General features: G+C 64.6%; 31 protein-coding genes and 1 other RNA gene. 10 read left to right on the top strand and 22 right to left on the bottom strand.

The annotated features are described in order from the left end of the window. Positions 1–34 precede the first annotated feature (34 nt). From PKE71_RS04850 to PKE71_RS04790, 13 genes are all read right to left on the bottom strand, one after another. A complete protein-coding gene (locus tag PKE71_RS04850; protein ID WP_271185834.1) occupies positions 35–1075 on the bottom strand; it encodes a rod shape-determining protein in 1041 nt (346 codons plus the stop codon). A 125-nt stretch (positions 1076–1200) separates the two neighbouring features. After that, positions 1201–1935 (bottom strand): TVP38/TMEM64 family protein, encoded by a 735-nt coding sequence (locus PKE71_RS04845; protein WP_271185833.1) that lies wholly within the window; start codon positions 1933–1935, stop codon positions 1201–1203. Between the two features lie 60 nt (positions 1936–1995). Next, the gene (locus tag PKE71_RS04840; protein WP_271185832.1) at positions 1996–2520 is read right to left on the bottom strand and encodes a hypothetical protein; all 525 of its coding nucleotides are present in this window, start codon (positions 2518–2520) and stop codon (positions 1996–1998) included. 61 nt (positions 2521–2581) lie between these two features. Then, positions 2582–3574, bottom strand: a complete 993-nt coding sequence (gene ilvC / locus PKE71_RS04835; protein ID WP_271185831.1) for a ketol-acid reductoisomerase — start codon at positions 3572–3574, stop codon at positions 2582–2584. Then, complete coding sequence (locus PKE71_RS04830) at positions 3567–4076, bottom strand: YybH family protein (protein ID WP_271185830.1); 510 nt, start codon at positions 4074–4076, stop codon at positions 3567–3569. Before PKE71_RS04830 ends, ilvC begins: the two co-directional genes overlap by 8 nt. 1 nt (position 4077) lies before the next feature. Further along, on the bottom strand, positions 4078–5013 hold the full coding sequence (gene miaA, locus PKE71_RS04825; RefSeq protein WP_271185829.1) for a tRNA (adenosine(37)-N6)-dimethylallyltransferase MiaA: 936 nt from the start codon (positions 5011–5013) through the stop codon (positions 4078–4080). After that, on the bottom strand, positions 5010–6401 hold the full coding sequence (locus PKE71_RS04820; RefSeq protein WP_271185828.1) for a Do family serine endopeptidase: 1392 nt from the start codon (positions 6399–6401) through the stop codon (positions 5010–5012). Before PKE71_RS04820 ends, miaA begins: the two co-directional genes overlap by 4 nt. Positions 6402–6509: 108 nt before the next feature. Continuing rightward, positions 6510–6698: a DUF2065 domain-containing protein gene (locus PKE71_RS04815; protein WP_271185827.1), complete on the bottom strand. Its 189-nt coding sequence runs from the start codon at positions 6696–6698 to the stop codon at positions 6510–6512. After that, entirely contained in the window at positions 6698–7576 is an 879-nt protein-coding gene (gene hflC / locus PKE71_RS04810) for a protease modulator HflC (RefSeq protein WP_271185826.1), read from the bottom strand. Before hflC ends, PKE71_RS04815 begins: the two co-directional genes overlap by 1 nt. Then, on the bottom strand, positions 7573–8724 hold the full coding sequence (hflK, locus tag PKE71_RS04805; RefSeq protein ID WP_271185825.1) for an FtsH protease activity modulator HflK: 1152 nt from the start codon (positions 8722–8724) through the stop codon (positions 7573–7575). Before hflK ends, hflC begins: the two co-directional genes overlap by 4 nt. 113 nt (positions 8725–8837) lie before the next feature. Beyond that, positions 8838–9395 (bottom strand): dihydrofolate reductase, encoded by a 558-nt coding sequence (locus PKE71_RS04800; protein WP_271185824.1) that lies wholly within the window; start codon positions 9393–9395, stop codon positions 8838–8840. Beyond that, positions 9359–9679, bottom strand: coding sequence for a nucleoside triphosphate pyrophosphohydrolase family protein (locus PKE71_RS04795; RefSeq protein WP_271185823.1), 321 nt, complete (start codon positions 9677–9679; stop codon positions 9359–9361). The genes PKE71_RS04800 and PKE71_RS04795 overlap by 37 nt, the downstream gene beginning before the upstream one ends. A gap of 11 nt (positions 9680–9690) precedes the next feature. Beyond that, a complete protein-coding gene (locus PKE71_RS04790; RefSeq protein WP_271185822.1) occupies positions 9691–10557 on the bottom strand; it encodes a thymidylate synthase in 867 nt (288 codons plus the stop codon). A gap of 287 nt (positions 10558–10844) precedes the next feature. On the opposite strand from PKE71_RS04790, the gene PKE71_RS04785 reads away from it, so the two are divergent. Both PKE71_RS04785 and PKE71_RS04780 read left to right on the top strand, forming a co-directional pair. Continuing rightward, on the top strand, positions 10845–11297 hold the full coding sequence (locus tag PKE71_RS04785) for a helix-turn-helix domain-containing protein (RefSeq protein WP_271185821.1): 453 nt from the start codon (positions 10845–10847) through the stop codon (positions 11295–11297). A 142-nt stretch (positions 11298–11439) separates the two neighbouring features. Then, positions 11440–11808 carry a VOC family protein gene (locus PKE71_RS04780; protein WP_271185820.1) on the top strand — a complete coding sequence of 123 codons (369 nt, stop codon included), beginning with the start codon at positions 11440–11442 and terminating at the stop codon, positions 11806–11808. 109 nt (positions 11809–11917) lie between these two features. Here PKE71_RS04780 and PKE71_RS04775 read toward each other — a convergent pair whose 3' ends face one another. Both PKE71_RS04775 and PKE71_RS04770 read right to left on the bottom strand, forming a co-directional pair. Further along, complete coding sequence (locus PKE71_RS04775) at positions 11918–13324, bottom strand: DUF1254 domain-containing protein (RefSeq protein WP_271185819.1); 1407 nt, start codon at positions 13322–13324, stop codon at positions 11918–11920. Positions 13325–13364: 40 nt separating this feature from the next. After that, positions 13365–14036 carry an outer membrane protein gene (locus tag PKE71_RS04770; protein WP_271185818.1) on the bottom strand — a complete coding sequence of 224 codons (672 nt, stop codon included), beginning with the start codon at positions 14034–14036 and terminating at the stop codon, positions 13365–13367. A gap of 142 nt (positions 14037–14178) precedes the next feature. On the opposite strand from PKE71_RS04770, the gene PKE71_RS04765 reads away from it, so the two are divergent. From PKE71_RS04765 to PKE71_RS04745, 5 genes are all read left to right on the top strand, one after another. Beyond that, the gene (locus PKE71_RS04765; RefSeq protein ID WP_271185817.1) at positions 14179–15015 is read left to right on the top strand and encodes a metal-dependent hydrolase; all 837 of its coding nucleotides are present in this window, start codon (positions 14179–14181) and stop codon (positions 15013–15015) included. Continuing rightward, a complete protein-coding gene (locus PKE71_RS04760; RefSeq protein ID WP_271185816.1) occupies positions 14916–15719 on the top strand; it encodes a TetR/AcrR family transcriptional regulator in 804 nt (267 codons plus the stop codon). Before PKE71_RS04765 ends, PKE71_RS04760 begins: the two co-directional genes overlap by 100 nt. A 215-nt stretch (positions 15720–15934) precedes the next feature. Next, positions 15935–16309: a transfer-messenger RNA gene (ssrA, locus tag PKE71_RS04755) on the top strand. 155 nt (positions 16310–16464) lie between these two features. Then, on the top strand, positions 16465–16962 hold the full coding sequence (locus tag PKE71_RS04750) for an SspB family protein (protein ID WP_271185815.1): 498 nt from the start codon (positions 16465–16467) through the stop codon (positions 16960–16962). Next, positions 16962–17447, top strand: a complete 486-nt coding sequence (locus PKE71_RS04745; protein WP_271185814.1) for a PaaI family thioesterase — start codon at positions 16962–16964, stop codon at positions 17445–17447. Before PKE71_RS04750 ends, PKE71_RS04745 begins: the two co-directional genes overlap by 1 nt. A gap of 1059 nt (positions 17448–18506) precedes the next feature. On the opposite strand, the gene PKE71_RS04740 is transcribed toward PKE71_RS04745, so the two are convergent. Further along, positions 18507–18845: a RusA family crossover junction endodeoxyribonuclease gene (locus PKE71_RS04740; RefSeq protein ID WP_271185813.1), complete on the bottom strand. Its 339-nt coding sequence runs from the start codon at positions 18843–18845 to the stop codon at positions 18507–18509. A 172-nt stretch (positions 18846–19017) separates the two neighbouring features. Between PKE71_RS04740 and fumC the strand changes: the two genes are divergently transcribed. After that, positions 19018–20412 (top strand): class II fumarate hydratase, encoded by a 1395-nt coding sequence (fumC, locus tag PKE71_RS04735; protein WP_271185812.1) that lies wholly within the window; start codon positions 19018–19020, stop codon positions 20410–20412. Here fumC and PKE71_RS04730 read toward each other — a convergent pair whose 3' ends face one another. After that, positions 20413–20649: a DUF3892 domain-containing protein gene (locus tag PKE71_RS04730; protein ID WP_271185811.1), complete on the bottom strand. Its 237-nt coding sequence runs from the start codon at positions 20647–20649 to the stop codon at positions 20413–20415. A gap of 94 nt (positions 20650–20743) precedes the next feature. Here PKE71_RS04730 and PKE71_RS04725 point away from each other — a divergent pair, with 94 nt between their 5' ends. Continuing rightward, positions 20744–20926 carry a DUF4169 family protein gene (locus PKE71_RS04725; RefSeq protein WP_271185810.1) on the top strand — a complete coding sequence of 61 codons (183 nt, stop codon included), beginning with the start codon at positions 20744–20746 and terminating at the stop codon, positions 20924–20926. A 177-nt stretch (positions 20927–21103) separates the two neighbouring features. Here the strand turns inward: PKE71_RS04725 and PKE71_RS04720 are convergent, their stop codons facing one another. Continuing rightward, positions 21104–21409, bottom strand: a complete 306-nt coding sequence (locus tag PKE71_RS04720) for a hypothetical protein (protein WP_271185809.1) — start codon at positions 21407–21409, stop codon at positions 21104–21106. Between the two features lie 99 nt (positions 21410–21508). Further along, on the bottom strand, positions 21509–22177 hold the full coding sequence (locus tag PKE71_RS04715) for a DNA-3-methyladenine glycosylase I (protein WP_271185808.1): 669 nt from the start codon (positions 22175–22177) through the stop codon (positions 21509–21511). Positions 22178–22282: 105 nt separating this feature from the next. Here PKE71_RS04715 and PKE71_RS04710 point away from each other — a divergent pair, with 105 nt between their 5' ends. Next, positions 22283–23296, top strand: a complete 1014-nt coding sequence (locus PKE71_RS04710; protein WP_271185807.1) for a ribbon-helix-helix domain-containing protein — start codon at positions 22283–22285, stop codon at positions 23294–23296. Between the two features lie 6 nt (positions 23297–23302). On the opposite strand, the gene PKE71_RS04705 is transcribed toward PKE71_RS04710, so the two are convergent. From PKE71_RS04705 to PKE71_RS04695, 3 genes are all read right to left on the bottom strand, one after another. Beyond that, a complete protein-coding gene (locus PKE71_RS04705; protein ID WP_271185806.1) occupies positions 23303–23917 on the bottom strand; it encodes a hypothetical protein in 615 nt (204 codons plus the stop codon). A 62-nt stretch (positions 23918–23979) separates the two neighbouring features. Further along, positions 23980–24414 carry an SRPBCC family protein gene (locus tag PKE71_RS04700; RefSeq protein WP_271185805.1) on the bottom strand — a complete coding sequence of 145 codons (435 nt, stop codon included), beginning with the start codon at positions 24412–24414 and terminating at the stop codon, positions 23980–23982. Continuing rightward, positions 24407–24721: an ArsR/SmtB family transcription factor gene (locus PKE71_RS04695; protein ID WP_271185804.1), complete on the bottom strand. Its 315-nt coding sequence runs from the start codon at positions 24719–24721 to the stop codon at positions 24407–24409. Before PKE71_RS04695 ends, PKE71_RS04700 begins: the two co-directional genes overlap by 8 nt. Between the last annotated feature and the right edge of the window lie 28 nt (positions 24722–24749).

The raw sequence follows: 24749 nt of genomic DNA, 5'->3' as shown, positions 1-24749 counted from the left end.
CGACTCACTCCTTCTCCACCCGCGGGGGCGGAGGTTACACGGCTTCGGAGAGAATGGGGCGCCAAATCCGCAAGTCTTCGACGGCCTTTCCGCAGCCGAGCACGACGCAGGACAGGGCCTCGTCCGCCAGGCTCACCGGCAGACCGGTGCGTTCACGCAGCTCGGTGTCGAGATTGCGCAGCAAGGCGCCGCCGCCGGTCAGCACGATCCCCTTGTCGACGATATCGGCCGCCAGTTCCGGCGGTGTCGCCTCGAGGGCCTGCTTGACGGCTTCGACGATCTGCTCGACCGGCTCGGAGAGGCTGTCGGCGATCATGGCTTCGGTGACGGCGATCTCGCGCGGCACGCCATTCATCAGGTCGCGGCCCTTGATGTCCAGCGACAGGCCCTCGCCCTTCACCGGCGGCATGGCCGAACCGATTTCCTTCTTGATCCGCTCGGCCGAGGTCTCGCCGATCAGAAGGTTCGCCGAGCGGCGGATATAGTTGATGATCGCCTCGTCCATCTTGTCACCGCCGACGCGGACGGAGCGCGAGTAGACGATGCCGGACAGCGACATCACGGCCACTTCGGTCGTGCCACCGCCGATATCGACGATCATCGAACCGGTCGGCTCGTCGATCGGCAGGCCGGCACCGACGGCAGCCGCCATCGGCTCGTCGATCAGATAGACCTTGCGGGCACCGGCACCCAGAGCGCTCTCATGGATGGCGCGGCGTTCGACCGCCGTCGCGCCCGACGGCACGCAGATCACGACCTGCGGCGAGACCATGGCGCGGCGATTGTGCACTTTCTGGATGAAGTGCTTGATCATTTCCTCGGCGACATCGAAGTCGGCGATCACACCGTCGCGCATCGGACGGATGGCTTCGACATTGCCCGGCGTCTTGCCCAGCATCAGCTTCGCCTCGGCGCCGACCGCCTGCACATGCTTGCGGCCCTTCTCGATCTTGTAGGCGACAACGGACGGCTCGTTCAGGACGACGCCGCGCCCCTTGACGTAAACGAGCGTGTTCGCGGTACCCAGGTCGATGGCGATATCCGCGGAGAGCAAACCGAAAAGGCTGTTGAGCATGAGCGTGGCGCGTTCAGACGTGTGGCGGCAAAGCCGCGGTGCAACTTGTTTTCTTGTGCGATGCTCCGCGATAGATTGCAAGGGGTGCGACCGTACGGACACACATGTCATGGCAGGTGTGCCTGCTATTCGGGCGTCGCTGCCTCGGTCTCGGCTGCCGCTTCGGGCCGGTTCCGGCGCAGCCATTTGCGCGCCGCCAGCATGATCCCGAACCAGGCCCCGACAGCCCCGAACAGCGCCAGTCCGACCAGCACCCGCCCTTCACCCAGCATGGCCAGGATGCCCTGCCCCGCTAGGCCGACCACAATGATCTTGGGACCGGTTCCCAGAGCCGTACCCAGCAGGAAGGCCCAATAGGGTGTGCGGGCAATGCCGAAGCCCATATTGACGACAATGAAGGGCCCCGACGGCACCCAGCGCACCACCATGGACGCAACAAGCCCGTTGCGGCCGATGAAACTCGAGATCCGGTTGGCCCAGTCGCCGCCATAGCGTTTGAGGATGCGCGCACCGAAAACACGCCCCATCCAGAAGTTCACCGATGCCGCCGTCAGCGTCGCGATCCAGGCGTACAATGCCCCCGTCACCGGACCGAAGGCGACAATCGCCGCAGCCATCAGTCCGAATTGCGGCGCGCCGAGGAAAGACAGGGCGATAAAGACACCGATCGTGACGGGCAGTGCATACCAGCGGTCCCGCAGCGAACCGAACCAGCTGCCGGCAGCACCGGGTTCGATATCCAGTACGAAACGGCCGATCAGGAAGATGACGGCGACAACGACAAACAGGGCCGCCGATACACCGATGGCCCGCGCTGCACGCGCATCCATACGCAGGATGAAGTTGAAAATCCGGTTCATGCTCGGCCGTTCCGTATGGCGCGGTTCGTCTGACAGGTCACAGGTCGGGCCGTGCGCAAATCAGTTGGAACCCGCCTCACCGTCTGACATTTCGGCGTCCATGTCGACGGCTTCGCCCGAAGCGATGGCCACCAGCTTGGCGCGCTGGATGGCCAGCACGGCGAGCTGTTCGTCCAGAACCTTGAGAATGCCGCGAGCCTCGTCCTGATCGACCCGGCCGGGCGAGCGCTCGGTCTCGCTCAGCGACTCCATCAGTGCAGAGATATTGCGCGCATTCGAGCGGCTGGCATCGCCGGCCAGCGCCAGCCAGTTGGCATCGTCCGCCTTCTCGATCGGCAGGAAGATACCGCCCGCCAGCGCTGCAAGGTGCTGGGCCGCGGCCGTCGCACCGTTTTCGGTCAGCGTGGCCATGCGGGTGTAGGAGATCTCATTGCTGGAATCGGGATCCGCCAGCGCATAGACTCGCGTGCGGCTCAGATCGAGCAATTCCATGACTTTCGGGATGCCGCCCACTTCTTCGAAGACGCGCGCCACCACTTCCTTGGGTTCACCATATCGCCGGATCTTGACCGGATTGAATGACATGTCCTGCCCCCGCAGTGAGAAACAACAATAGCCGCTTAATACAGCCCCATCGGCGGCTTGGCTATTTCGCGTCACCGTAGATGCGGCTGCGAAGCTCAGCACCGGCCGCCTCGACCGGCAGTTCGCGGTCGCGGGCGCGGTCCGCTGTCATGGCATTGCCGGCCTCGTAGGTCTCGACCCAGCGCCTGGCAAAACTGCCATCTTCGATCGCGGTCATGGCGCGGTCGAAGGTTCGCCGGAGCTCCGGGCCGGCAATAGCATCCTCGATCTGGCGCGCGCCATATTCGGCCGTGTCGGAGATCGCTTCATACATGCCGGCAATCCCGCGTGCCTGGATCAGGTCGGCGAGATATTTGATCTCGTGAACGCAGTCGATATAGGCCATGCGCGGCGACACGCCAGCGGCGACCAGCCGGTCGAAACTGGCCTTGGCCAGCGCAACCATCCCGCCCACGAGAACGACCTGTTCGCCGAACAGGTCGGAGACAGTTTCCTCGCGGAATGTCGTCGGGAAGATGCCGACCTCACCGGATCCGATGCCGGCGAGATAGGCCAGGGCGAGCTCGCGGGCGTGGCCGGAGGCGTCCTGGTGCACCGCCCAGAAACCGATCAGCCCCTTGCCCTTCTCGAATTCCTGGCGCACCGCCCCGCCCGGCCCCTTCGCCGCGGCCAGGATGATGTCGGCATCGGCGGGTGGCTCGATCAGCCCGTAGTGGATCGAGAAGCCGTGGCACAGGATCAGCGCCTGGCCGGGCTTGCGGTGCGGGGCGATGTGCTGGTCCCAGATCTGACGATGGGCCTCGTCGGCGGCGAGCAGCGCGATGGCATCGGCCCAGCGCGCCGCCTCGTCCAGGCCGATCACCTCGAACCCGTCCGCCTCGGCCTTGCTGCGCGACGGCGAGCCATCCCGCAGCGCGATCCGGATATCCCGCACACCGCTGTCACGCAGGCAGAGCGCGTGCGAGCGGCCGTGATTGCCATAGCCCAGAATGGCCAGGCGGCACTTGCGGATCGGGTCGAGATCGATGTCTTTCGTATAAAGCGGGTCAGTCATCCTCGGGGGCGCTTTGCGAATCGGCTTCCGGTGCTTCGGGCCGATAGGACGGATCATTCGTCCCCATGTCCAGCAAACCGCGCCAATTCCCCGCCTCGTCCTGCCGCCATACGGTGACATAGGTGCCACGGCCGGCCGGCGCACTGGCACGATCGCCGTCCGGATGCAGCGACCACAGGCCCCAGGTGACACCGAAATCACCGCCCTCGGAGGCGAAGCCTTCCAGCGGCTCCCAATGCAGCAGGATGCCCTCGGGCCAGGCGTCGAACGCCCCCCGGATCTCTGCGGAACCGACCAGCGCATCCGCCGTGCCGCGGATCAGCCGCCCGTCGACATCGTCCATATAGGCCTCGAAGGCCGGCCCGGGCCCGGTCTCGGCGGCCATCGCCGCGAAATCGCGATCGGCCTGCAGGATGGCCTCGACAGCCGTTTCCTGAGCCATCGCCGGTGTCGCCGTCAGGGTCAGAGCCGTCAGCGCGTTCATCAGTGTGCCTGGATGCATGTCAGTCCCCCTCGTCCAGAATGCCGGCGAGTTCGGCCTGCGCCGCTGCCGGATCGAGCGAGACTATCCGCGGCCAGCTGGCCGTTTGATTACGGAACCATGTCAGTTGCCGTTTGGCATAGCGGCGGCTGTCGCGCTTTGCCGTCTCTATCGCCGCGTCGAAATCCAGCTCGCCGTGCAGATGCGCGATCAGTGGCGGCACGCCCAGCGCTTTCATGGCGGGCAGATCCGGATCGAGATTGCGGGCCGCGAACGCTTCGACCTCGGCCAGCGCACCGGCCTCCATCATCTTGTCGAAACGCCTGCCGATACGGTCGTAGAGCGCGGCCCGGTCCGGCTCGATCACGAGCCCGTGCCAGCTGCCGGGCGGCAGAAGCGGTTGTGTGTCGGCCTGGAAGTCCGAGAGGGCCCGGCCGGTTTCCAGGCCGACCTCCACCACGCGCAGCAGGCGCTGGCGGTCGCCCTGCCCGATCCGCGCCTCGGAGGCCGGATCGAGACGGCGAGCCTCATCGCGCAGCGCCTCAAGCCCACCCGCATCGAACAGCGCCGCGGCCTTTGCCCGGGCCGCCGGTCCGATCTCCGGCACAGGTGCCAGACCGGCCGTCAATGTGTGGAAATAGAGCCCCGTCCCGCCGGCAAGGATGGGCGTGCGTCCCCGGGCCCGGATCTCTTTACACGCCGCCAGGGCGGCTTCGGCCCAGCGCCCGGCCGACCAGCGCTCGGCCGGGTCGGCCACGCCGAAGAGGTGATGGGGAATACGCGCAACTTCCCCGGGTGAAGGCCGGGCGGTGATCAGATGCAGACCGTTATAGATCTGCATGGAATCCGCATTGACGATTTCGCCGTCCAGCCGTTCGGCCGCGGCAATGGCCAAGGCGGTCTTGCCCGCCGCTGTCGGTCCCGCAATCAGCAGGGCCCGGTTGGCCGGCGCCGTCACGGCCGGATGGAATGCAGCACGTACTGGCCGCCGCGATTGACCTGGAAGCGGATCGGTCCGCCGGAATGACCGGAAACGATCTCGCGGATATCGGCGATGGTCGCAACGCGCGTGAATTCCACTTCCTCGATTACGTCGCCGGGGCGGATCTTGCCGGCCGCATCGCTGGACGCGTCGACATCGGTGACCAGCACGCCCTGGGCATCGGGATCGACGCGGTATCGGCGGCGCGAAGGCGCATCGAGCGCGGCCAGCGTCATGCCGAGGACTTCATTGGCATTGCCCTGGGAGGGATCGACCACGCCGCCGGCGGAACCGCTGCCCGCCGCCGCATCTTCATCGCCCTCGCGCTCAAGTTCGCCGACCGTGATGTCCAGCGTCATGCGGCGATCGCGGCGGATGATCTCGACCTCGACCTCGCGGCCGATCTCGCTTTCCGCGACCATGCGCGGGAAAGTGCGGCTCTCCTGAACACGCTCGCCATCGAAGCTCAGGATCAGATCGCCCTGGCGCAGGCCGGCCGCCTCGCCGGGACCGTCTTCCTCTATCCGCGAGACGATGGCGCCGTAAGGCGTGTTCAGACCGAAGCTCTCGGCCAGTTCCGGGGTGACGCGATGCACGCTCACACCCAGCCAGCCGCGGCGGGTCTCGCCGAACTCGATCAGCTGATCGACCACGCGGCGCGCCAGATTGGACGGGATGGACAGCGAGATGCCGACGCTGGCACCGGTGGGCGACAGGATCAGCGTGTTCACACCGACCACATTGCCCGCCATGTCGAACAGCGGCCCGCCGGAATTGCCCGTATTGATGGCCACATCGGTCTGGATATAGTCGTCATACTGGCCGCCGGCATCGCGGCCGCGCGCCGAAACCACACCGGCCGTCAGCGTACCGCCCAGGCCGAAGGGATTGCCGATCGCGATCACCCAGTCGCCGACGCGCGCCGTGTCGCTGTCGCCGAAATCGACATGCGGCAGCGCCTCGTTCACCTCCATGCGCAGGACGGCCAGGTCGGTGACGGGATCGATCCCCACGACTTCCGCCGCAAAGACCCGTCCGTCAGGCAGGGCCACCTCGACCTCGTCGGCCCCGTCGATGACGTGATTGTTCGTCACCACCAGGCCTTCGGGATCGATGATGAAGCCTGAACCGAGCGAATTCGCGATGCGCGGTGCATCGCCGAAAATGTCGTTGAAACGCTCCAGCGGCGAGCCCTCGGGGAATTCCGGCAAGCCATCTTCGCTGTCCAGCCGCTGGGCGGCGGAGATGTTCACCACGGCCGGCGAGAGCCGCTCGGCCAGGTCGGCAAAACCGTCGGGCGCCGGGTGCGCCAGCACTGCCGGGGTGACCAGAAGAACCAGGAAGGCAACAAGAAAACGCCGCATTGCAAATATCCGTTCGATTTCGGGAACCGGAATACAGAACAAGGTGAATACCGCTTCGCGGCACCCCGCTGCAACCGCAGTGATGCAGGCGTAAGGTTTGCGGCGTTCTCAGCGTACCGCCAGGGCCACGATGGCGACGCCCAGACACAAGGCCGTGAGCCCGGCCAGGCGAAGCTGGTCCGGGCTCATCGCGCCAATTCTGGCGATCACGTCTTTCATGGCGCCGGGGGCCAGGGCGTAGACCGCGCCTTCAAGCGCGATCGCCACCCCGAGCCCGGCGATCAGCACAGTCCACACTATTCGCCGGTTTCCGACCGGAAGTAGTTGAAGAACTCGCTGTCCGGCGGAATCACGATCGGCGTGCCATCGCCCATCGCCTGCTGGTAGGCCAGCATCGAGCGATAGAAGGCGAAGAATTCCTCGTCGCGGCTGTAGGCCTCGGCGAAGATCTGGTTCTGGCGGGCATCGCCCTCACCGCGGATCCGTTCGGACTCGGCGCGCGCCTCGGCCTCGATGATCGCCGCCTGGCGATCGGCATTGGCGCGGATCTCCGCTGCCCGTTGTTCGCCTTCGGCGCGGATGCGGGCCGCTTCCTGGTCACGTTCCGAGCGCATGCGCTGGAAGACGTTCTCGGCGATCTGCTGCGGCAGGTCGGCCCGCAGGATACGCACATCGATCACCTCGATGCCGAAACTGCCGGTGCGCACCTGGTCTTCCACCGCCGTCTGGACGCGGTCCATCAATGCGGCACGCTGGCCGGAGATGACCTCGGAGGACGGGATCGACGCGATGACGCCGCGCAGGCTGTCATCCATGATCTGCTGCAGGCGAACGCGGGCGCCGCGCTCGTCGCGGAAGGTCTGGTAGAAGCGCAGCGGATCGGTGATGCGATAACGCAGGAAGGCGTCGACGATGAGACGCTCCTGGTCCGAGGCCAGGATTTCTTCCGGATCGAGATCGAGCTCGATATTGCGCTTGTCGAAGGTCAGCACCTCCATGATGAAGGGCGGCTTGAAGTGCAGGCCCGGATCGGGCTCGCCGACCTCGTTGACCGCATCGAGGGGCTCGCCGAGGCGCAGGATCAGAGCCTGCTCGGTTTCCGAGACCGTGTAGACACTCTGCAGGCCGATGAAGACGGCAACCGCAAGAATGATAATGCCGAGCGTGCGGATCATTGATTGCCTCCTTGCGTACGGTTGCGGTTCTGGCCGAGCTCGTTGAGCGGCAGATAGGGCACGGCGCCGGCCTGGTCATCGAGCACGATCAGGTCCGACCGGCGGAAAATTTCCTCGATCGTCTCGAGATACATGCGGCGGCGCGTGACATTCGGCGCGAGACGGTACTGGTCGTAGATGGCCACGAAGCGGTCGGCCTGGCCCTGGGCTTCGGCAATCACCGAGTCCCGGTAGGCTTGGGCCTGCTGCGTCACCTGGGCGGCACGGCCGCGAGCCTGGGGGATGACGCTGTTGGCGTGGGCGGTCGCATCGAGCTGTGCGCGCTCGGCTTCCTGCTGGGCGACGTCCACGCCGCGGAAGGCGTCGATCACCCGCTCCGGCGGCTGGGCGTTGCGCAGGTTGACCTGCAGGACCTCGATACCGGCATTGTACTCGTTCAGGGTTTCCTGCAGCAGGGCCCGCGTCCTGTGAGACACTTCGGTCCGGCCCTCGGTGATGATGAATTGCAGGTCCGACGTACCGACGACTTCGCGCATGGCGCTCTCCGCCACGGCCCGGACGGTGGCTTCAGGCTCGCGCACGTTGAACAGGTAGTCGCGCACGCCGTCGGGATAGCTCAGATCGACGCGCCACTGCACGGCGAAATCGATGTCGACGATATTCTCGTCGCGGGTGAGCATCTGGCCTTCATTGCCCTGGCCGATGGTGATCGTGTTCGTTGTCGTCACTTCCGGCAGCGTCACCGTCTCGATCGGCGTGGGCAGCTTGAAGTGGAAACCCGGCGAGGAGGTCCGGGAATATTCGCCGAAGCGCAGCACGACGCCAGCCTCGTTCGGGCCGACCTGGTACCAGCCGGAGCCCGGCATGACAAACCAGACGCCGACGATCACCAGCAGGATGAAGCCGAAGCCGAAGGCACTGGCGCCACCGCCACCCTTCTTGCCGCCGCCATTGCCGCCGCTCCCGCCGCCGCCGAACAGGCCGCGCAGCTTGCGCTGCATGTCGCGAACGACCTCGTCGAGATCGGGGCCTTCATCGCCACCGCCAGAGCCCTGGGGACGCCGCCCCCATGGATTCTGGTTGTTGTTTCCGCCGCCGGAGCCCCAAGGGCCTCCGCCGCCTCCACCCTGATTGTCGTTCCACGGCATGAGCTGGATCGATCCTCTTGCTAGTCTTGTGCCCTACATGAACGCATGCGCGCCGGGGTTCAAGAGCGGGCAAGCGGGACACGCAGACGCAGCGTCCCTCATTTCCGCGCGTATCAGATGCGATCGAGACGCCGGAAGACGAAGGCATGGTCATCCCCCTCGCCCGCCGGATGGGCCTCGCGGCGGACCTCTGTCCAGGCGGTTTCGTCGACATCGGGGAAGCGGGTATCGCCGTCCGGCGCCGCATCCACATCGGTCAGATACAACCGGCCGGCCCGTTCCAGCGCGGCGGTGTAGATCTGCGCGCCGCCGATGACGCACACCTCGTCGACACCATCCTCATTGGCCTTTGCAAACGCCGCAGCCAGCGCATCGCCGAAATTGCCGGCCACCGTGGCGCCTTCGGCCTGATAGCCGGACTGGCGAGTGATCACGATGTTGAGGCGCCCTGGCAGCGGCCGCCGCGGCAGGCTCTCCCACGTCTTGCGTCCCATGATCACCGGCTTGCCGCGCGTCGTGTCGCGGAACAGCTTCATGTCGGACGACAGGCGCCAGGGCAGATCGCCATCGGCACCGATCACCCCATTGCGGCCGCGCGCCGCGACCAGGCAGACTTTCGGGACGATCGTGCCGGTCATGCCGACACCGGCTTGTCGAGCCAGCTGAGCCATTTTTCCTGCACCGCCGCGTCCAGGTCGACGCCTTCGGAGCGCGCCAGCAGGAGCAGCATGCCCAGCGCATCGGCCATTTCCCGGCGCAGTGCCGTACGGGCCTCCTCGTCGGCCGGGCGGCGTGAACGGCCGGTCGCGTCGAGATAGGCCTGGGTCAGCTCGCCCATCTCTTCCTGCAGCTTGAGCAGATACCAGTCGCCCGACCGGTCGATACCGTAATTTCGCGCATAGATGTCGCAGACCTGTGCGATCTGCGCGCCCAGATCGGTCAGCGGACCGGACATCCCGCCCCCCCCTAGACCGCGACCGGCGCAGCGATGCGCGGGTGCGGGTCATAACCCTCCAGGGTGATGTCGTCGTATTCGAAGGCGAACAGGTCCTTTGCCTCCGGATTGAGCGACAGGCGCGGCAGCGGACGCGGCGTGCGCGACAACTGTTCCTCCACCTGGTCCATGTGATTGGAATAGATGTGGGCGTCGCCGAATGTGTGAATGTACTCGCCCGGCTCCAGCCCGCAGACCTGCGCCACCATGGCAGTCAGCAGCGCATAGGAGGCGATGTTGAACGGCACGCCCAGGAACATGTCGGCCGAGCGCTGGTAGAGCTGGCAGGAGAGTTTCCCGTTGGCGACATTGAACTGGTAGAGCGTGTGGCAGGGCGGCAGCGCCATGTTGGGCACATCGGCCGGATTCCAGCCCGACACGATCAGCCGGCGCGAGGACGGATTGTTGCGGATCTGTTCGAGGATATTGGACAACTGGTCGATTTCAGTGCCGTCCGGGCCTTCCCAGCGGCGCCACTGCTTGCCGTAGACCGGTCCGAGATCGCCGTTCTCGTCGGCCCACTCGTCCCAGATCGTCACGCCGCGCTCCTGCAGCCAGCGCACATTCGTCTCGCCGCGCAGGAACCAGAGCAGCTCGATCGCGATCGACTTGAAATGCACCTTCTTGGTCGTCAGCAACGGAAAGCCTTCCGACAGGTCGCAGCGCAGCTGGCGACCGAAGACCGAGCGCGTGCCGACACCGGTCCGGTCATTCTGCTCGGCGCCCGTTTCCAGGATATCGCGCAGAAGATCGAGGTAGGCGCGCTCCGCGGCCGAGCCGGGCAGGCTGCCCGCACCCGCCGCTTCCGGCCGGCTATCCGCAAAGGCCAGGTCCGCCATGAATTCCTCCTGCGATCCGCGCAACTCGACTGATTCGATCCCCCCAAGTCTAACCGCTTGAGGCACTGCCGTGAGCCTGCCTGCAGCGACGCGCCGGGGATAACCGGCCAAGCCTCAAGACTTCCCGCCGCTTCGGTGCCCGCCGGCCCCGTACGCCCTGCAGCGCGCAACTGGCGGGCCGGTGGCGGGCATCTGGCGGGGCCGTGACACAAGGCAGGCGTGGCGCTTTGGCCGCCGCTCTGGTCAATCCCGCTCATCCGATTACAACAGGTCTCAAGGAGAATGACATGGCTTTCAAGGCAGACGCAGCAAAGATCAAGCGCTGGCGCGAAGAGCGGCACTGGTCGCAGGAACATCTGGCCGAACTGGCCGGGATCGGACTTCGCACCGTGCAGCGGATCGAGAATGGCGAGCAGGCATCCCGCGATTCCCTCACCGCCCTGGCCGCGGCCTTCCAGGTCGATGCCCTGGCGCTGTGCGTCGATCCGGAAGAGGAAGCGGCCCGCACGATACGGACCAAGAACGCCAGGGTGACGGCCGGCTTGCGGCTCTCCCTGTGGATCCACCTGGCCAGCTATGTGCTCGGCATGATCATTTTCACCGGGATCAATATCGGCACCGGCACCTCCGTCATGCTGTGGGCGTCGATCTGGTGGACGGTGGGCGCAGCGGCCCACATTGCCACCACCGTCATCGTCGAACTCGCAACCCGCTACCAGAACCAGCATGCGGCCGGCTGAACCGGCTGGCCGGCGCTCCGGACACCGTACTGGCAGGAGTAATCCCGCAGCCTGCCGTTTCCGGCTTGCCAAGGCACCGTGTTGCGATAGCCTGCCGGGCGGAACAATCGGGGAACAACCCCCGTAATGGAGGACCATCGACATGTTGGGTTATGTTACACTGGGGACAAATGACCTGCCCCGCGCCGCCGCCTTCTATGACAAGCTCTGCGCCGAATTCGGCGCCGGCCGCTTCATGGAGGAAGACACTTTCATCGCCTGGGGCACGGCCGATGGCGGTTGCGGCATTGCGCTGACCAAGCCGTTCGACGGCAATACGGCCACGGTCGGAAACGGCGTCATGGCCGCCTTCCAGGCCAAGGACCGCGCCCAGGTCGACAAGGTCTACAAGCTGGCGATCGAGCTCGGTGCCCAGGACGAGGGCCCGGCCGGCCCGCGCGGCGAAAGCGGCTTCTATGCCGGCTATTTCCGCGACCCGGACGGCAACAAGCTCAATGTCTTCTGCATGTAGTTTGCAGTGCTTTGACCGGAACGGCCCCGGTGATCGGATCGATCACCGGGGGTTTTCCCGCCGCGTTGCAGCGCCAGGGGCATGTCACCGCCTCACTGGCAGGAAATCCTCACTGGCGGGAAATCGCCGGCGCGGACCATCGACCGTCCAGAATAGCGTCGTTCGGCCAGTACATTCGCAAGGTCACTTCGAACGGCCCGTCCGGTACCGGCAGCCAGTTCTCGACAGGAACATCGTCGGGCCTTTCCCTCGCGAAAGTGATGACCACATCGCCGTTCGCATCGGCCTGGAGATCGGAATTGCTTCCAAGGGCATACCGGTCCAGGGCGTTCGCAACCAGAAAGCCCTCACCGTCATACACAGTCACTGACCAGAACGCCCCCACGGGCGGCGTATTTCCGTTGTCGAAGACGAGCCGATAGACGCCTTCACGGCCGTCCAGCGCACCGCCCCGCGCTGTACGTCTTGCATTCTGGTAGACGGCAAATTCATTGCGGTTCGCGCCAAACCCGATTTGCGATACGATACCGCGGACCAGGAATTGATCGCCGTAATCGCCCAGAGGCACACGCTCGGGGTCCGGCGTCCATGTCCCGCGGCTGGCGAAGGAAAATCCTGCATCCATCGCGCTTTGCCCGCGCTCGACGCCACGATCCAGAGCTTCGAGGTTGTTTTCGGACAGATCGTCAATCCTGCCATTGGCGTAGGGGCCGACATTGATCTGGCCGAGCGTCTCGAGCTTGCCTGTGTCCGCCGCCGGAGGCGGGTAGCGCGCGATCAGCGCATCCAGCCGCTGGAAGAATTCGGCCCCCGAGAGCGCGCGTATCGTGTCCTCGGGAGACACCCTGTCCAGGATCGGCTGGCAGGCTTCCTCGGAACGGACCGGCTCCGGCCCGTTCAACGGCCTCAGCCTGAACGATTGCTGAACCCGATTGGCCGCTTCAAGATCGTCCGGTCCCTTCAATTCGGTACGCCCGATGATCCAGACCATATCGGTCGGGGCTTCGATGTGCTGCATACCGGCGGGAACGTCTCCCGCCCAGTCGGGCCCGGTGATGAGATAGCGTGTCGCTTCGCCGCCATTCATCTGGCTGCCCGGTCCGGCGAAATTATTCGTCCAGGCATCGAGCATTGCCATCAGGTAGAAGCGGTCCTGCACTTCCGGCACGTCCAGCACCATCGCGTCAGCTGACAGATCGAGAAAAGCGGACGAATAGAGCGTATCGACATTCGGCCTGACGACGGCCCTGAAGTCAGGCCCCGGCGGATCGAGCAAATGCGTGAAAGCATTCTCCGGACCACCCAGACCGCAGACATAGGGTATCTCGGTCGCGGCACGCCGGGTTTCGTCCATGAGAAGGAGGGGAAACCCGTATACATAGCCTTCCGACGCAATGAATGTTGTGCGGACCGACAGGCGCGGACCCGTCGCATCGCCGGTTTGCGCCGCAACGCCGGCAACAGACGCCAGCGTCAGCACGATCGCCATGGCGCACGCCATGCGCATGTTTGTCATGATCGTCTCCTGAGGGGTTATTGTGTCGTGATGCAACGCGCTAGAAGCGATGGCCGACGGTCAGCGTCCCGGCCACGGTCGGGGCGTCCTCCAGGCCGAAATAGGTGGCTTCACCGCGAATGAAGAAGGCGTGGTTCAGCTGGTATTCCACACCGCCGCCACCGACCAGGCCGCTTCGCTCTGCCGTGTAGGTCCCGGTTGCGGAATAGGATCCGGGCAGGGTGAATTCGGTGTCGAAAAACGTGAAGGTCGGGGCTTCGTCCAGCTCTGCCGTAACGGTTCCGCCGGCCTGAATCTCGCTCGTCACAAATCCGGCCCGGGCAAACAGCCTCAGGCGACCGTCATCTGTCACCGGAACGTGACCGCGCACATAGACACCGGCGATGTAGTTGACGTCCACATCGCCGTTGAACTCCCCCTCGATTCCGTAAACCGACACGGTCTCGTCGAGAGTCTCACCGGACGCGCCGATTGCGATATCAGCCTCGATCGCAAGATATTCCGAAATACCCACTCCACCCCGCAAGGAAACTGCATTCAGGCTGACATTGTCCTCCAGCAGGAGATCGTCGATTTCGCCTTCCAGTTCCGTCAGCAGAAGCGTCGGGCCAACTTCCAGATAGGGGCGCCCCTCGAAGCCAGACTGCCAGGCGTTGACCGGTGCTGTCAGCACCGCACCCAGACACACACCGGATACCAGATACCTCTTCATCGAAATGTCCTTTCCCAATTCGGATGAGAGGCCGAGCTTACTGCCGAAAATATTTTCGACAAGATATATTGAAAATATTTTCTATAATTCTATGATGACTGCGTCGGCCGCTACCCGCGGACCCGAAACAAGGCTCAGGCACATGAAATCCAGAGACATTTCCCGATCGATCCGCATCACCCCCCGTGACCGGCACTTTGCGTTCTCCGATGTCCAGGAGCGCGACTGGCTTGGCGGAGACACGTTGAAATCGCTGATATTCAACGCACTCTCGATGACATTTCCGGCTGGAGAGCGCTTTTTTATCTCAAGCGTGAAACGCTTCCGGCCCCGTATTTCGGGCGAACCGCTCGACTCCCAGGTAGGCGCCTTCATGGCACAGGAGGCCATGCATACGCGCGAACATGTGCGCTACAACCAGCAAATGGAAACACAAGGGTGCCGGGCCGCAATGCTGCAGCGGGAGACGCAGGAACGCTTTGAATGGGCACAGCACAGGTATTCGGACCTCGAACAGCTCGCCGCGACCTGTGCGCTCGAGCATTTTACGGCCATTCTGGCCGACGAGTTGCTCTGCAATCCCGATCTTCTCAAAGAGGCCAGAACGGAATACCGGAATATCTGGCTCTGGCACGCCATCGAGGAAGCGGAACACAAGGGTGTCGCATTCGATGTGTTCCAGGAGGTCACCAACGGACGGGCCTACTGGGTCCGCGTCCGCACGATGACCATCGTCACCGTCCTTTTTCTGGCTCACATGAAAAGGCTGTTCTCAGTCCTGCTCGCCGATGCGGGGCGGGGCGGATCGGCCGCGTCCTGGCTACGGCTGAACTGGCTGTTGTGGGGCAATCCGGGTCTTTTCCGTAAAATGATGCTCAAATGGGCGGCCTATTTCCGACCCGGCTTCCATCCCTGGGACCGCGACAACAGGGCGAGAATGCGGGCCGCCGAGAATGCCTTGGCTCTCGAATTGGAATAGCGTACTCGGCCTGGATCAATGCGCGTTCTGCATCTTCACGCGCCTTCAATGCAGGCCAGGACCGGGGAGCAGATGTGACAAAACCGAAACGCAGGCGCCGCACCCCGGAGGAAGCACGGGAGGAAATCCTCCAGGCCGCAGAAATACTGATCCTGAAATACGGACCGTCAGAACTGAAATTCCAGTCTCTCGCAAATCAGGCGAATTTGGCTGTATCCAACGTCTATCATCATTTCGGCGGTGTGCTGGAGATCAAGCGTGCGCTTGCCGATCGCGTGCTTGGTGAGCTTCACAGGGATCTGCTTGCCGCGCTGGCAGAAGAGGCCGACAACACCCCCCTGATATTCGCACAGAACGTCATGGTCCGGATCCATTCAATCCTGCGAACGGAAAGATACGCCAAACTCATCGGCTGGATCGCGCTTTCGACCGAACTCGGCGACATGGATGACTTCGCCGCGCCTCTGCCGGCCATGACCGCCGTCGTGGCAGACCACATGTCCCGGCACCTGCCTGGAGAAACCGCGCAGAGGCTGGCCCAGCTGATCACCTATAATCTTGCCGTGACGGCGATCGGGGAAGGCCTCATCGGCCCCGCGATCCAGTCTGCGCTGTCCATGGCCGACAATGATGCCAATGGCGCCATCTGGCTTGGCGAGCATTGGAAAAAACTGCTGGACGACGCCCTGAACGATCACGGCTGACGCGTTCGGCTTGTTTCTGCATTCGCGGGCTAAAAGATGCTTCCCCATGCGGGGCGCGACGCCGGTGAAACCCGCGACCGCCACGGCTGCCATCGAGACGGTGATCGCGGGCCTTCCGCGTGGCACGGACCAAGCGCGGCAGACCGCTCCAAAGGTATCGAATGCCGGCCGCGCCGGCCGGACGCACCGCATGATACCTGCCGCAACCGCACCCGCCCCTTCAACTCGCCACATTTCCTGCCTATATTCCCCGGTGTCGGCTTGCCGACTATGGCGATAAACGCGCTCGTAATAACCGGACCGGACCCGGGGGCAGTACCCGGCGGCTCCACCATATCCTTCCCTGCACCACCTTCAGCAAGTGGCCGGGCTGGCATGGGGCCGAAACAGGATCGACGGACGGGTAAAGGGGATTGCTTTCGCCCGGGTGAGGCCCGTTACAGGCTCGCTTATGAAAGTTGCCAACGACAACTTTGCTGAAGAGGTCGCTCTCGCTGCGTAGTCAGCGCGGGTAATCTCGCTTTAAAGTCCTGGACCCTTTAGCCGGTCCAGGCGGGGTCCGGAGGCGCCTGGCAACAGAAGCCTCCACTTATCCTCATACAGACTTCACACACGGCGCCTGCAGGCGGGTTAGGCCATCCTTCACCACGCCGCGGCCCCATCTGCAGTCCAGCCGTTGATATCCGTTGACCTGCCCCGGGCTTGGGGTACCCTTTTTTCTACAGGGAGATCGGGGGAGATCGACATGGCCAAGGACCTGATGCGCTATGACTTGATGGCGCAGGACGCGCTTCGCGGCGTGGTCCGTCAGGCTCTGCTGAAAGCGGCCGGCCCCGGCGGGCTGCCCGGACAACATCATTTCTACATCACCTTCCGCACCCAGGCGCCGGGTGTCGATATCGACCCGACGCTGCTGGAAAAATATCCCGAAGAGATGACGATCGTGCTGGAACACCAGTTCTGGGATCTCGACGTCACCGAGACGGGTTTCGAGGTGACGCTGAAATTCTCCGGCGTACCGAAATACCTGAAAATGCCCTATTCGGCGATTTCGCGCTTCCACGATCCCAGCGTCGGTTTCCACCTGCAGTTCGAGCAGGACCCGGCCGAGGACGAGATCGATACACCCCCGCCCGAAAAGCCGAAGACGGCCGCCGGCGGCAAGGCAGGCAAGAGCGACAAGAAAGCCCCTGGCGGCGATGGCGCCGAAGTCGTCTCGCTGGACAGCTTCCGCAAGAAGTGATGTCCGGTCCCGACCTGGTCGCCCCGGATCTGGCCGGAACGCCGCGCGAGCCGATGACGGCGGACCAGATCCGCAATTATCTCGGCCAGCGCGCCAATCACCCCTATGCCTCCAAGCTGCTGGGCTTCCAGCTGGCCGATTTCTCGATCGAGGAGCGCTGGCTGGAGGCTGATTTCCATCCCACGCAGCAACTCGCCAATCTGCGCAATTCGGTGCAGGGCGGCATCGTCACCGCCATGCTCGACGAGGTGATGTCGCTGGCTGTCCTGGTGTCCGAGCGTTTCATGTGCGGCGTACCGACGCTGGAGATCAAGACCAGCTTCTTTGCGCCCCTGCCCGTCGAACCCTGCCGGGCCCGCGGTGTCGCCACGAAAATCGGCGGCCGGGTGGCTTTCATGGAAGGCACGATCTGGACCCCCTCCGGCGAAATCGCCGCCCGCTCGAGCGCCACCTGCCAGGTCCGGCGCGTCAAGGCGGCCGGGTAAGTTCCGGCGTTTCCCCTTTCCCATCACGCCCCACTTCCCCCGGCCTTGTGCCGAGGTCCGGCTGAGCCTCTTTCTGAAACGCCGCCAGACCCCGGAATAAATCCGGGGAAAGCGCCACACTCTCTTTCTTCCCCACATCGTGGGGAAGTGGGCCGCGGCGTTAGCCGCGGGTCGAAGGGGCCGGCGCGAAGCGCCGGGGGCGGTGGAGCCTGTCTCAAGCATAACGCCGCTGACGCGGCGCCCCTCCGTCTCGCCGCCTTGCGGCGATCCACCTCCCCATAAAATGGGGAGGAAAGGCGTGTCAGCATGAAACCCTCCACGAGCTTGCGCCCTGGAGCGATGAGAGGGGTGCGGGATGCACGGCGGACATCGTGTCCGGATTTGAAGGTTTGGTGGTGATGCCCGAGGCATCCCGCACGCGGAGATTTACCCGGGTCCCTTGCGGGCCCCGTCTCGAAACCTGCAGGCACGCTCCGGTCGAGCTTTGTGCCGGTGTCCCCGCAGATGGCCACGCCGGAGCCTGATGCTGTCACCCACCAGGCGCGGACGAGCTCCGCACGCTCCCGGGCACAAGGGACTGAGCTCATGCCTCCCATCCCGGAAACCGTCTGCGAGTATAGGGGCGCTGGAGCGGACGGGGATAAATTTCCAATATCCGCCCCACGCACCGTCATCCTGACGAAAGTCAGGACCCAGATCGTAAAGGGATATTTTCGCCAGGCGGGCTCGGTCTGCGTAATGGCGATGTGCGGGATAAGTGCGAGATCGCGGGCACCCAGCTTTATGAACTGGGCCCTGACTTTCGTCAGGGTGACGGTGCTTGTAGGGGCACTCTCACTTTCTTTTCCAACGCTCTCATTTTTCCCGGACGGAGGCCTGCGCAGGCAGGCCGCAGATCCGGGACCGACCGGAGATCAACTCAAGCGATGAGCTTCCGGTGGATCCCGGCACTCCGCCCGGCCTTCGCCGGGCGTGCGGCCGGGAAAAGCGGCGTGGTGTTTAGGGCGGGGGTGGCTTCAGCACCCTTTCTCCCCGGTCAGGGAGAAGCAGGAGCCCCGCCTACGCGTCTTCGAGCACTTTCACATCCTTCATCGGACGGGCAGTGACGCAGATACGGGGGCGCTCGCCTTCGGTCTTGGTGACCAGCAGGCGTTCGACCTGGCTGTCATCGTGGAAGACCACGCCGGTCAGCGCGTCCAGCACCGCCTTGGCGACATTGTCGACATCGTGTGTGGGGCTGTCGGGCGTACGCTGGATCTCGATCACGACCTCATAGGGCCCCCATTTCGGGCGCGCGCGCTTGAATTCGAGGCGGAAGAACTCCCCGATCAGCGCCTTGAAACGCCGCGACTGCGTGGTCAGTGCGTCCACGCGCAGATTGAGCTCATCGCCAGACATCGATGCCTGAACCTTCCCTCTACCGACCCAGTTTTGCACCTGCCCCCCGCGGGCACCCGATCTGCGGCCTTGCGCATCGCTATCTTGATCGTTCATCTGCCGGTGATACACGTTCCCCCGGATCACAGCCATATTCCTCCCGCACAATGCGGCCTGCAAGGAGCCTCCCCTGATGAGCGAGATGCGTACCGAGACCGACAGCTTCGGCCCCCTGGAAGTCCCGTCGACAAAACTCTTCGGCGCCCAGACCGCGCGTTCGCTGATCAACTTCCCGATCGGCACGGAAACCATGCCCAAACCGCTGATCCGCGCGCTGGGCATCGTCAAGCGCTCGGCCGCCCTCGCCAACAAGCGCCTGGACAATATCGAACCGGAGCTGGCCGACGCCATTGCGCAGGCGGCGCTGGAAGTCGCCGAAGGCAAGCTGGACGACCATTTCCCCTTGTCCGTCTGGCAGACCGGCTCGGGCACCCAGTCGAACATGAACACGAATGAGGTCGTCTCGAACCGCGCCATCCAGATCCTGGGCGGTACGGTGGGGTCGAAGGATCCGATCCATCCGAACGATCACGTCAACCGCTCGCAGAGCTCGAACGACACCTTCCCGACGGCGATGCATATCGCCGCCGCCGAGGAGATGGTGCACAGTCTCGTGCCCGCCCTGCAGACGCTGCACAACGCGCTCAACGACAAGTCGAACCAGTTCAGGGACATCATCAAGATCGGCCGCACCCACACCCAGGACGCCACGCCGCTGACCCTGGGCCAGGAATTCTCCGGCTATGTCGCGATGGTGAAGAACTCGATCCGCCGCGTGGAAGCGACGCTGCCGGCCCTGCTCGAACTTGCCCAGGGCGGCACGGCCGTCGGCACCGGCCTCAATACCAAGAAGGGCTTCGCCGAAGCCTTCGCCGACGAGGTCGCGGCCTTCACCAAGCTGAAATTCGTCACTGCGCCGAACAAGTTCGAGGCGCTGGCCACCAAGGACGCGCTGGTCGAGGCCCATGGCGCCCTCAACTCGGTCGCCGTCTCCCTGTTCAAGATCGCCAACGACATCCGCTTCCTGGGCTCCGGCCCGCGCTCGGGCCTGGGCGAGATCGCCCTGCCGGAGAACGAGCCGGGCTCGTCGATCATGCCGGGCAAGGTGAACCCGACCCAGTGCGAGGCGATGACCATGGTCTGCGCCCAGGTGATGGGCAATAACACGACGGTCAGCTTTGCCGGCAGCCAAGGCCATTTCGAGCTGAACGTGTTCAAGCCGGTCATCATCTACAATGTGCTGCAGTCGATCCGCCTGCTGGCCGACGCCGCCAACACCTTCACCGACAAGTGCGTTGTCGGCATCCAGGCCCGCGAGGACAATATCCGGGCACTGATGGAGCGCTCGCTGATGCTGGTTACCGCGCTCAACTCGACCATCGGCTATGACAACGCCACCATCGTCGCCAAGACCGCCCACAAGAACGGCACCACGCTGCGCGAGGAAGCCGTCAAGCTGGGCTTCGTGACGGAAGAACAGTTCGACGCCATCGTGCGCCCGGAAAACATGCTGGGGCCGAAGGACTGATCAGCGGTCTCCCGCTAGATCGTCCAGGTTGTTCGAGCGGCGCCCATCAGGGTTGGAACGCAAATGAGGTTTGGCGCCCGTGCGCCGAACTGTATGCGCATTGTCGATCTTGCCCTGATCGGCCATCTTCATAGCCCGTTCAACGCTGGTAAAGTTCTGGTTTCCCTCGAACCGCACATGAGTGATGTCGCCTTCACTGTCAGCGCGGGCGTCTACAATGTGTTTTTGATCTGCCATGAGTGCCTCCTACATCCACACAGAACATAATGAGAACAATTGAGCCGAATGTCAACATAATGTGCTCACAATAACTCAAGACACAAAATATGCCATGACCAAGCCCGTCAATCTCCGCCAGTATCGCAAGCGCAAACAGCGCGAGGACAAGGCCGCGGCCGCCGAGGCAAACCGTGTGAAGCACGGCACGCCGAAAGCGGTCTCGGACCTGGCGAAAGCGCGGGCGGAGATGACGGCGAAGACGCTGGACGGTCACAGGCTGGACGACGGGGAGTAGCGCTTTCTTCCCCACGTCAGTGGGGAAGTGGGCCGATGCGCAGCATCGGGTCGAAGGGGCCGGCGCGGAGCGCCGGGAGCCGGTGACGTGTAGCGCATAGACAACGCCGCTACGCGGCGCCCCTCCGTCTCGCCGCTTTGCGGCGATCCACCTCCCCACATCGTGGGGAGGAAAATCTCAGAACGGCGAGTTCAGTACCGGCACGCGGCCGTGCTTGCGGCGGTATTCGTTGATCAGGCGCTGGGCCTCTTCCGCATCGGCGCGGGATTCACGGAACATCATCGCGGTCGGGATTGCGGGCTGGCGTTCACCGGCGGGTTCGAGCTCGCGGGCGAAGGCGCGGCGGAGCGAGCGGGCCGGACCGATCTTCAACACCGAGGAAATGTCCCGCTCGTCCCGCAGCAGCACATAGACGCCCGGTACATCGGGGACCATCTCCGTGTTGAAGCGCGACAAGGCGACCGGCTTGTGCCAGCGGTTCATTCCGGCTTCTCCTGCAAGGCGTAGCGTCACGCCTCCAAATCGATCCCGACAAGTTTGCCCGATCCGGTAATCAGGAAATTAACGCTGCTGCACACGGTATCAACCGGTCGAGAGCGCGAGAATGCGGCTGATCTCGCTCTGGCTCCTGCCGCTCTCGTCCGACCAGGCCGTGATCGCCGCCTGAGCCCTTGCGATGGCCGCTTTCGACGTCGGCGGCTTGTCGACCACGCCTTCCCTCACCAGCGCCGCGCCGACATCCTTCGACAGTATCCAGGCGTCCCAGCCGGAAAAGCGCAGGAAATACTGCGCCGTCATGCCCGAAAGGCGCGAGCCGCGTTTCTTCAGCAGCTCCAGCAGGCCGGCCTGATCGCTCGCCGGCCAGTCCGCCATGAAGCGGCCGAACCCGCCATGCTCTCTCGAAATGTCGGCGACGAAGCCGGCATTGTGGACGGTGGCGAGTATCTTCTGGCCGTTGCGCACAATGCGTTCGTCCGAGGCCAGCCGGGCCACATCGTCGTCGGAATAGAAGCTGACCGTCACCGGGTCGAACCCGTCGAAGGCCGCCTCGAAACCGGGCCATTTCGCCTCGATCACCTTCCACACGAAACCAGCCTGGAAGACACAGCGCGTCATGGTGGAAAGCCAGCGATCGTCCGGGATATCCGCGATTTCCTGGGCGGTGCGAAGGTGGCCATGGGCCGCCAGACGGGCGTCCAGATCGGGATGATGCATCCGGGCCATCGCCTCGATCTCGCTGAAGTTTTTCATTCCGTATCTCCCCTCGTCAGCCAGATATGGCATCGTTTTTACCGCGCGCAACTTGTCCCCGCCCCTTCTGGCCCGGCCTAGGCTGGATGGAAACGGGAGACGGACATGCCAGAACTCAACCGCGCCGCCCTTGACGCCGTGGCGTCAGCGCGCCCGCAAAGCGCCGCCATCATCGCCGCCATCCGGCCCCATCTGCCGGGCGCGCTGGCGGCGGCCGCGATCGATACGCCCCTGCGGCAGGCGCATTTTCTCGCCCAGATCGCCCATGAGAGCGACGGCTTCGCCACCCTGACCGAATATGCCAGCGGGCGCGCCTATGAGGGGCGGGCCGATCTGGGCAATACCCGGCCCGGCGACGGCGTGCGCTACAAGGGGCGCGGCCTGATCCAGCTGACCGGACGGACCAATTATCGCCGAACGGGCCGCCGGCTGGGTATCGGTCTGGAGGCAGAGCCCCGGCGCGCTGCGGATCCGGATATCGCTGTGCGCACGGCCTGTGCCTACTGGCAGGACCGGCAGCTGAACATCCATGCCGATCGCGACGATCTCGTTGCCGTCACCTTTGCCGTCAATGGCGGTCTCAACGGTCTTGCCGACCGGCGCGCGCGGCTGACCCGGGTGCGCGCCGCGATGGACCGCAATCTCGACTGGAGCCCGGCGCCGCGGGCCGAGCTGCAGCGCGGCGCGCGCGGCCCGGCCGTCGCCAGCCTGCAATATGCGCTGCGGCAGGCGGGATGCGATGTGCGGATCGATGGCGATTTCGGTCCCGCGACAGAACGCGCGCTCCGGCAGTTCCAGGCGCAGACCGGACTGGCGGCCGACGGGATTTCCGGGCCGGCGGTCTGGGCGGCGCTTCTGTGGCGTCCCGCGCTTGCCAGCGCGCACGCGCCGGGCGACAAACCGGGCATGCCGCTCGTCAAACGCTCGCTCTCCCTCGCCGGTCACCGTACCAGCCTGTCGCTCGAACCGGAATTCTGGGAGGAGATCGACCGGGCCATTGCCGAGGACGGCCGCTCGCTGGCCGGGCTGGTCGCCGAGATCGACGAAGCGCGCGGCGAGGATCCGCTGGCCTCGTCCATGCGGGTCTGGGTGCTCGAACGCCTGCGCGCCGGACGTTAGTCGGATTTAGTGGCTGCGCGCCAGCCAGGCTCCAACGTCCGGATTGGTATCGTCAAAGAGGACTGGTTCCTGCGAACAATCCCAGCCCGGCGCCAGACGGTCGGCCGCCTCGCGGGCGACGAGATTGGCATTGCGCAGCGCCGAGGCGTCGACATGAGCGACGGCGCAGGCCGTGTCCGCACCGCGCGGATCGAGCGTGGTGACGATCAGCGTGTTGGGCTGTTCCAGCCCGCCGGACACTTCCAGCATTTCCGGCGGATTGTAGTGGATATAGCGATGGATGGTGGCGAAGGCCTCGCCATCGCGCAGCCGCCATTCGGCGACTTCGTTGAAACCGCCGAACAGGCCGCGCATGGGCGGTGCGATGAAGTCCGACATCGTCCCGCCGGCGCGGGCGTAAGCGATCGCCGCCCCGTGCTCGCCCGCCGCGATCTGAAACGACCAGTCATCATGACCGGCGCACCGGATCTCGACCCCGGGCTCGTCGGGCAATTGCCGCTCGGTGCAGGTCTCGTCGATGTGCGTATAGGCGCTGTCGATCGACTGGGCGGCTGCCCCGCCCGCCAGCGAGACCGCCAGCGATACGGGCAGCGCGGCCGCAAACAAGATCGTTCTGGACATTCCGCTCTCCCCCTGCAGGCACCGCAGCCTAGCGTGCCCGCAGGGAGAGGCAAGCAGCGCGGCTAGCCGGCCATGGCCGGTTCGGTGACGCGAACCCGCAGCTTGACGAAATGCTCGTCCCAGCCGGCGTCATGGCCGCACAATTGTTCGAACACATCGACCGGTGCACCCTCGAACCCGTCATGCACCAGCTTGACCAGCGTGCCCGAGGCGACCTCGCTCAGCGTCCATTCGACCCGTGTCTCGTGTTCGCCCAGCCATTGATGGGTGAAGGTGTAGACCAGCCGGGCCGGCGCCTCGGCCTCGACCACCTCGCCCCACATGCACCGCTCGGGTTCATCGAGGCTCTTGAGAAACATGTAGGGGCCGGGCCGGTCCAGCGACCGGTCGACGGGATGGAACCAGCGCGCCAGATTGTCCTGGCCGGTGAGGAAGTCCCAGACGCGCTCGCGCGGCGCCTTGAGGAACAGCGATTTCTCGATGCGTGGCTCAGCCATGCTCTTTCTCCACTTCTTGTTTCAGTTTGTTCAGCTTGTCGTCCCAGAAGGCGTCGAAGCGGGAGACCCAGTCGGCGACCTGCCGCAGGGGCGCGGCGTTGAGCCGGTTGAACCGCTCGCGTCCGCGCGCCTCGACGCTGATCAGCCCGCCATCGCTGAGCACTTTGAGATGCTTGGCAACGGCGGGGCGGGTCATGTCGAACCGGTCCGCCACATCCCCGACGGTCATCGCGCCTTCGGAAAGAAGCGCGAGAATTTCCCGCCGTGTCGGGTCGGCGATTGCCCTGAAGATATCCGGTCTGTCCATGCGGGGCCTCCATATGAAACCATCTGGT

Source organism: Maricaulis virginensis, from assembly GCF_027922185.1.
Lineage (GTDB): Bacteria > Pseudomonadota > Alphaproteobacteria > Caulobacterales > Maricaulaceae > Maricaulis > Maricaulis virginensis.
The sequence above is the reverse complement of the archived record's forward strand: the minus strand, read 5'-3'. Positions and strand labels throughout refer to the sequence as shown.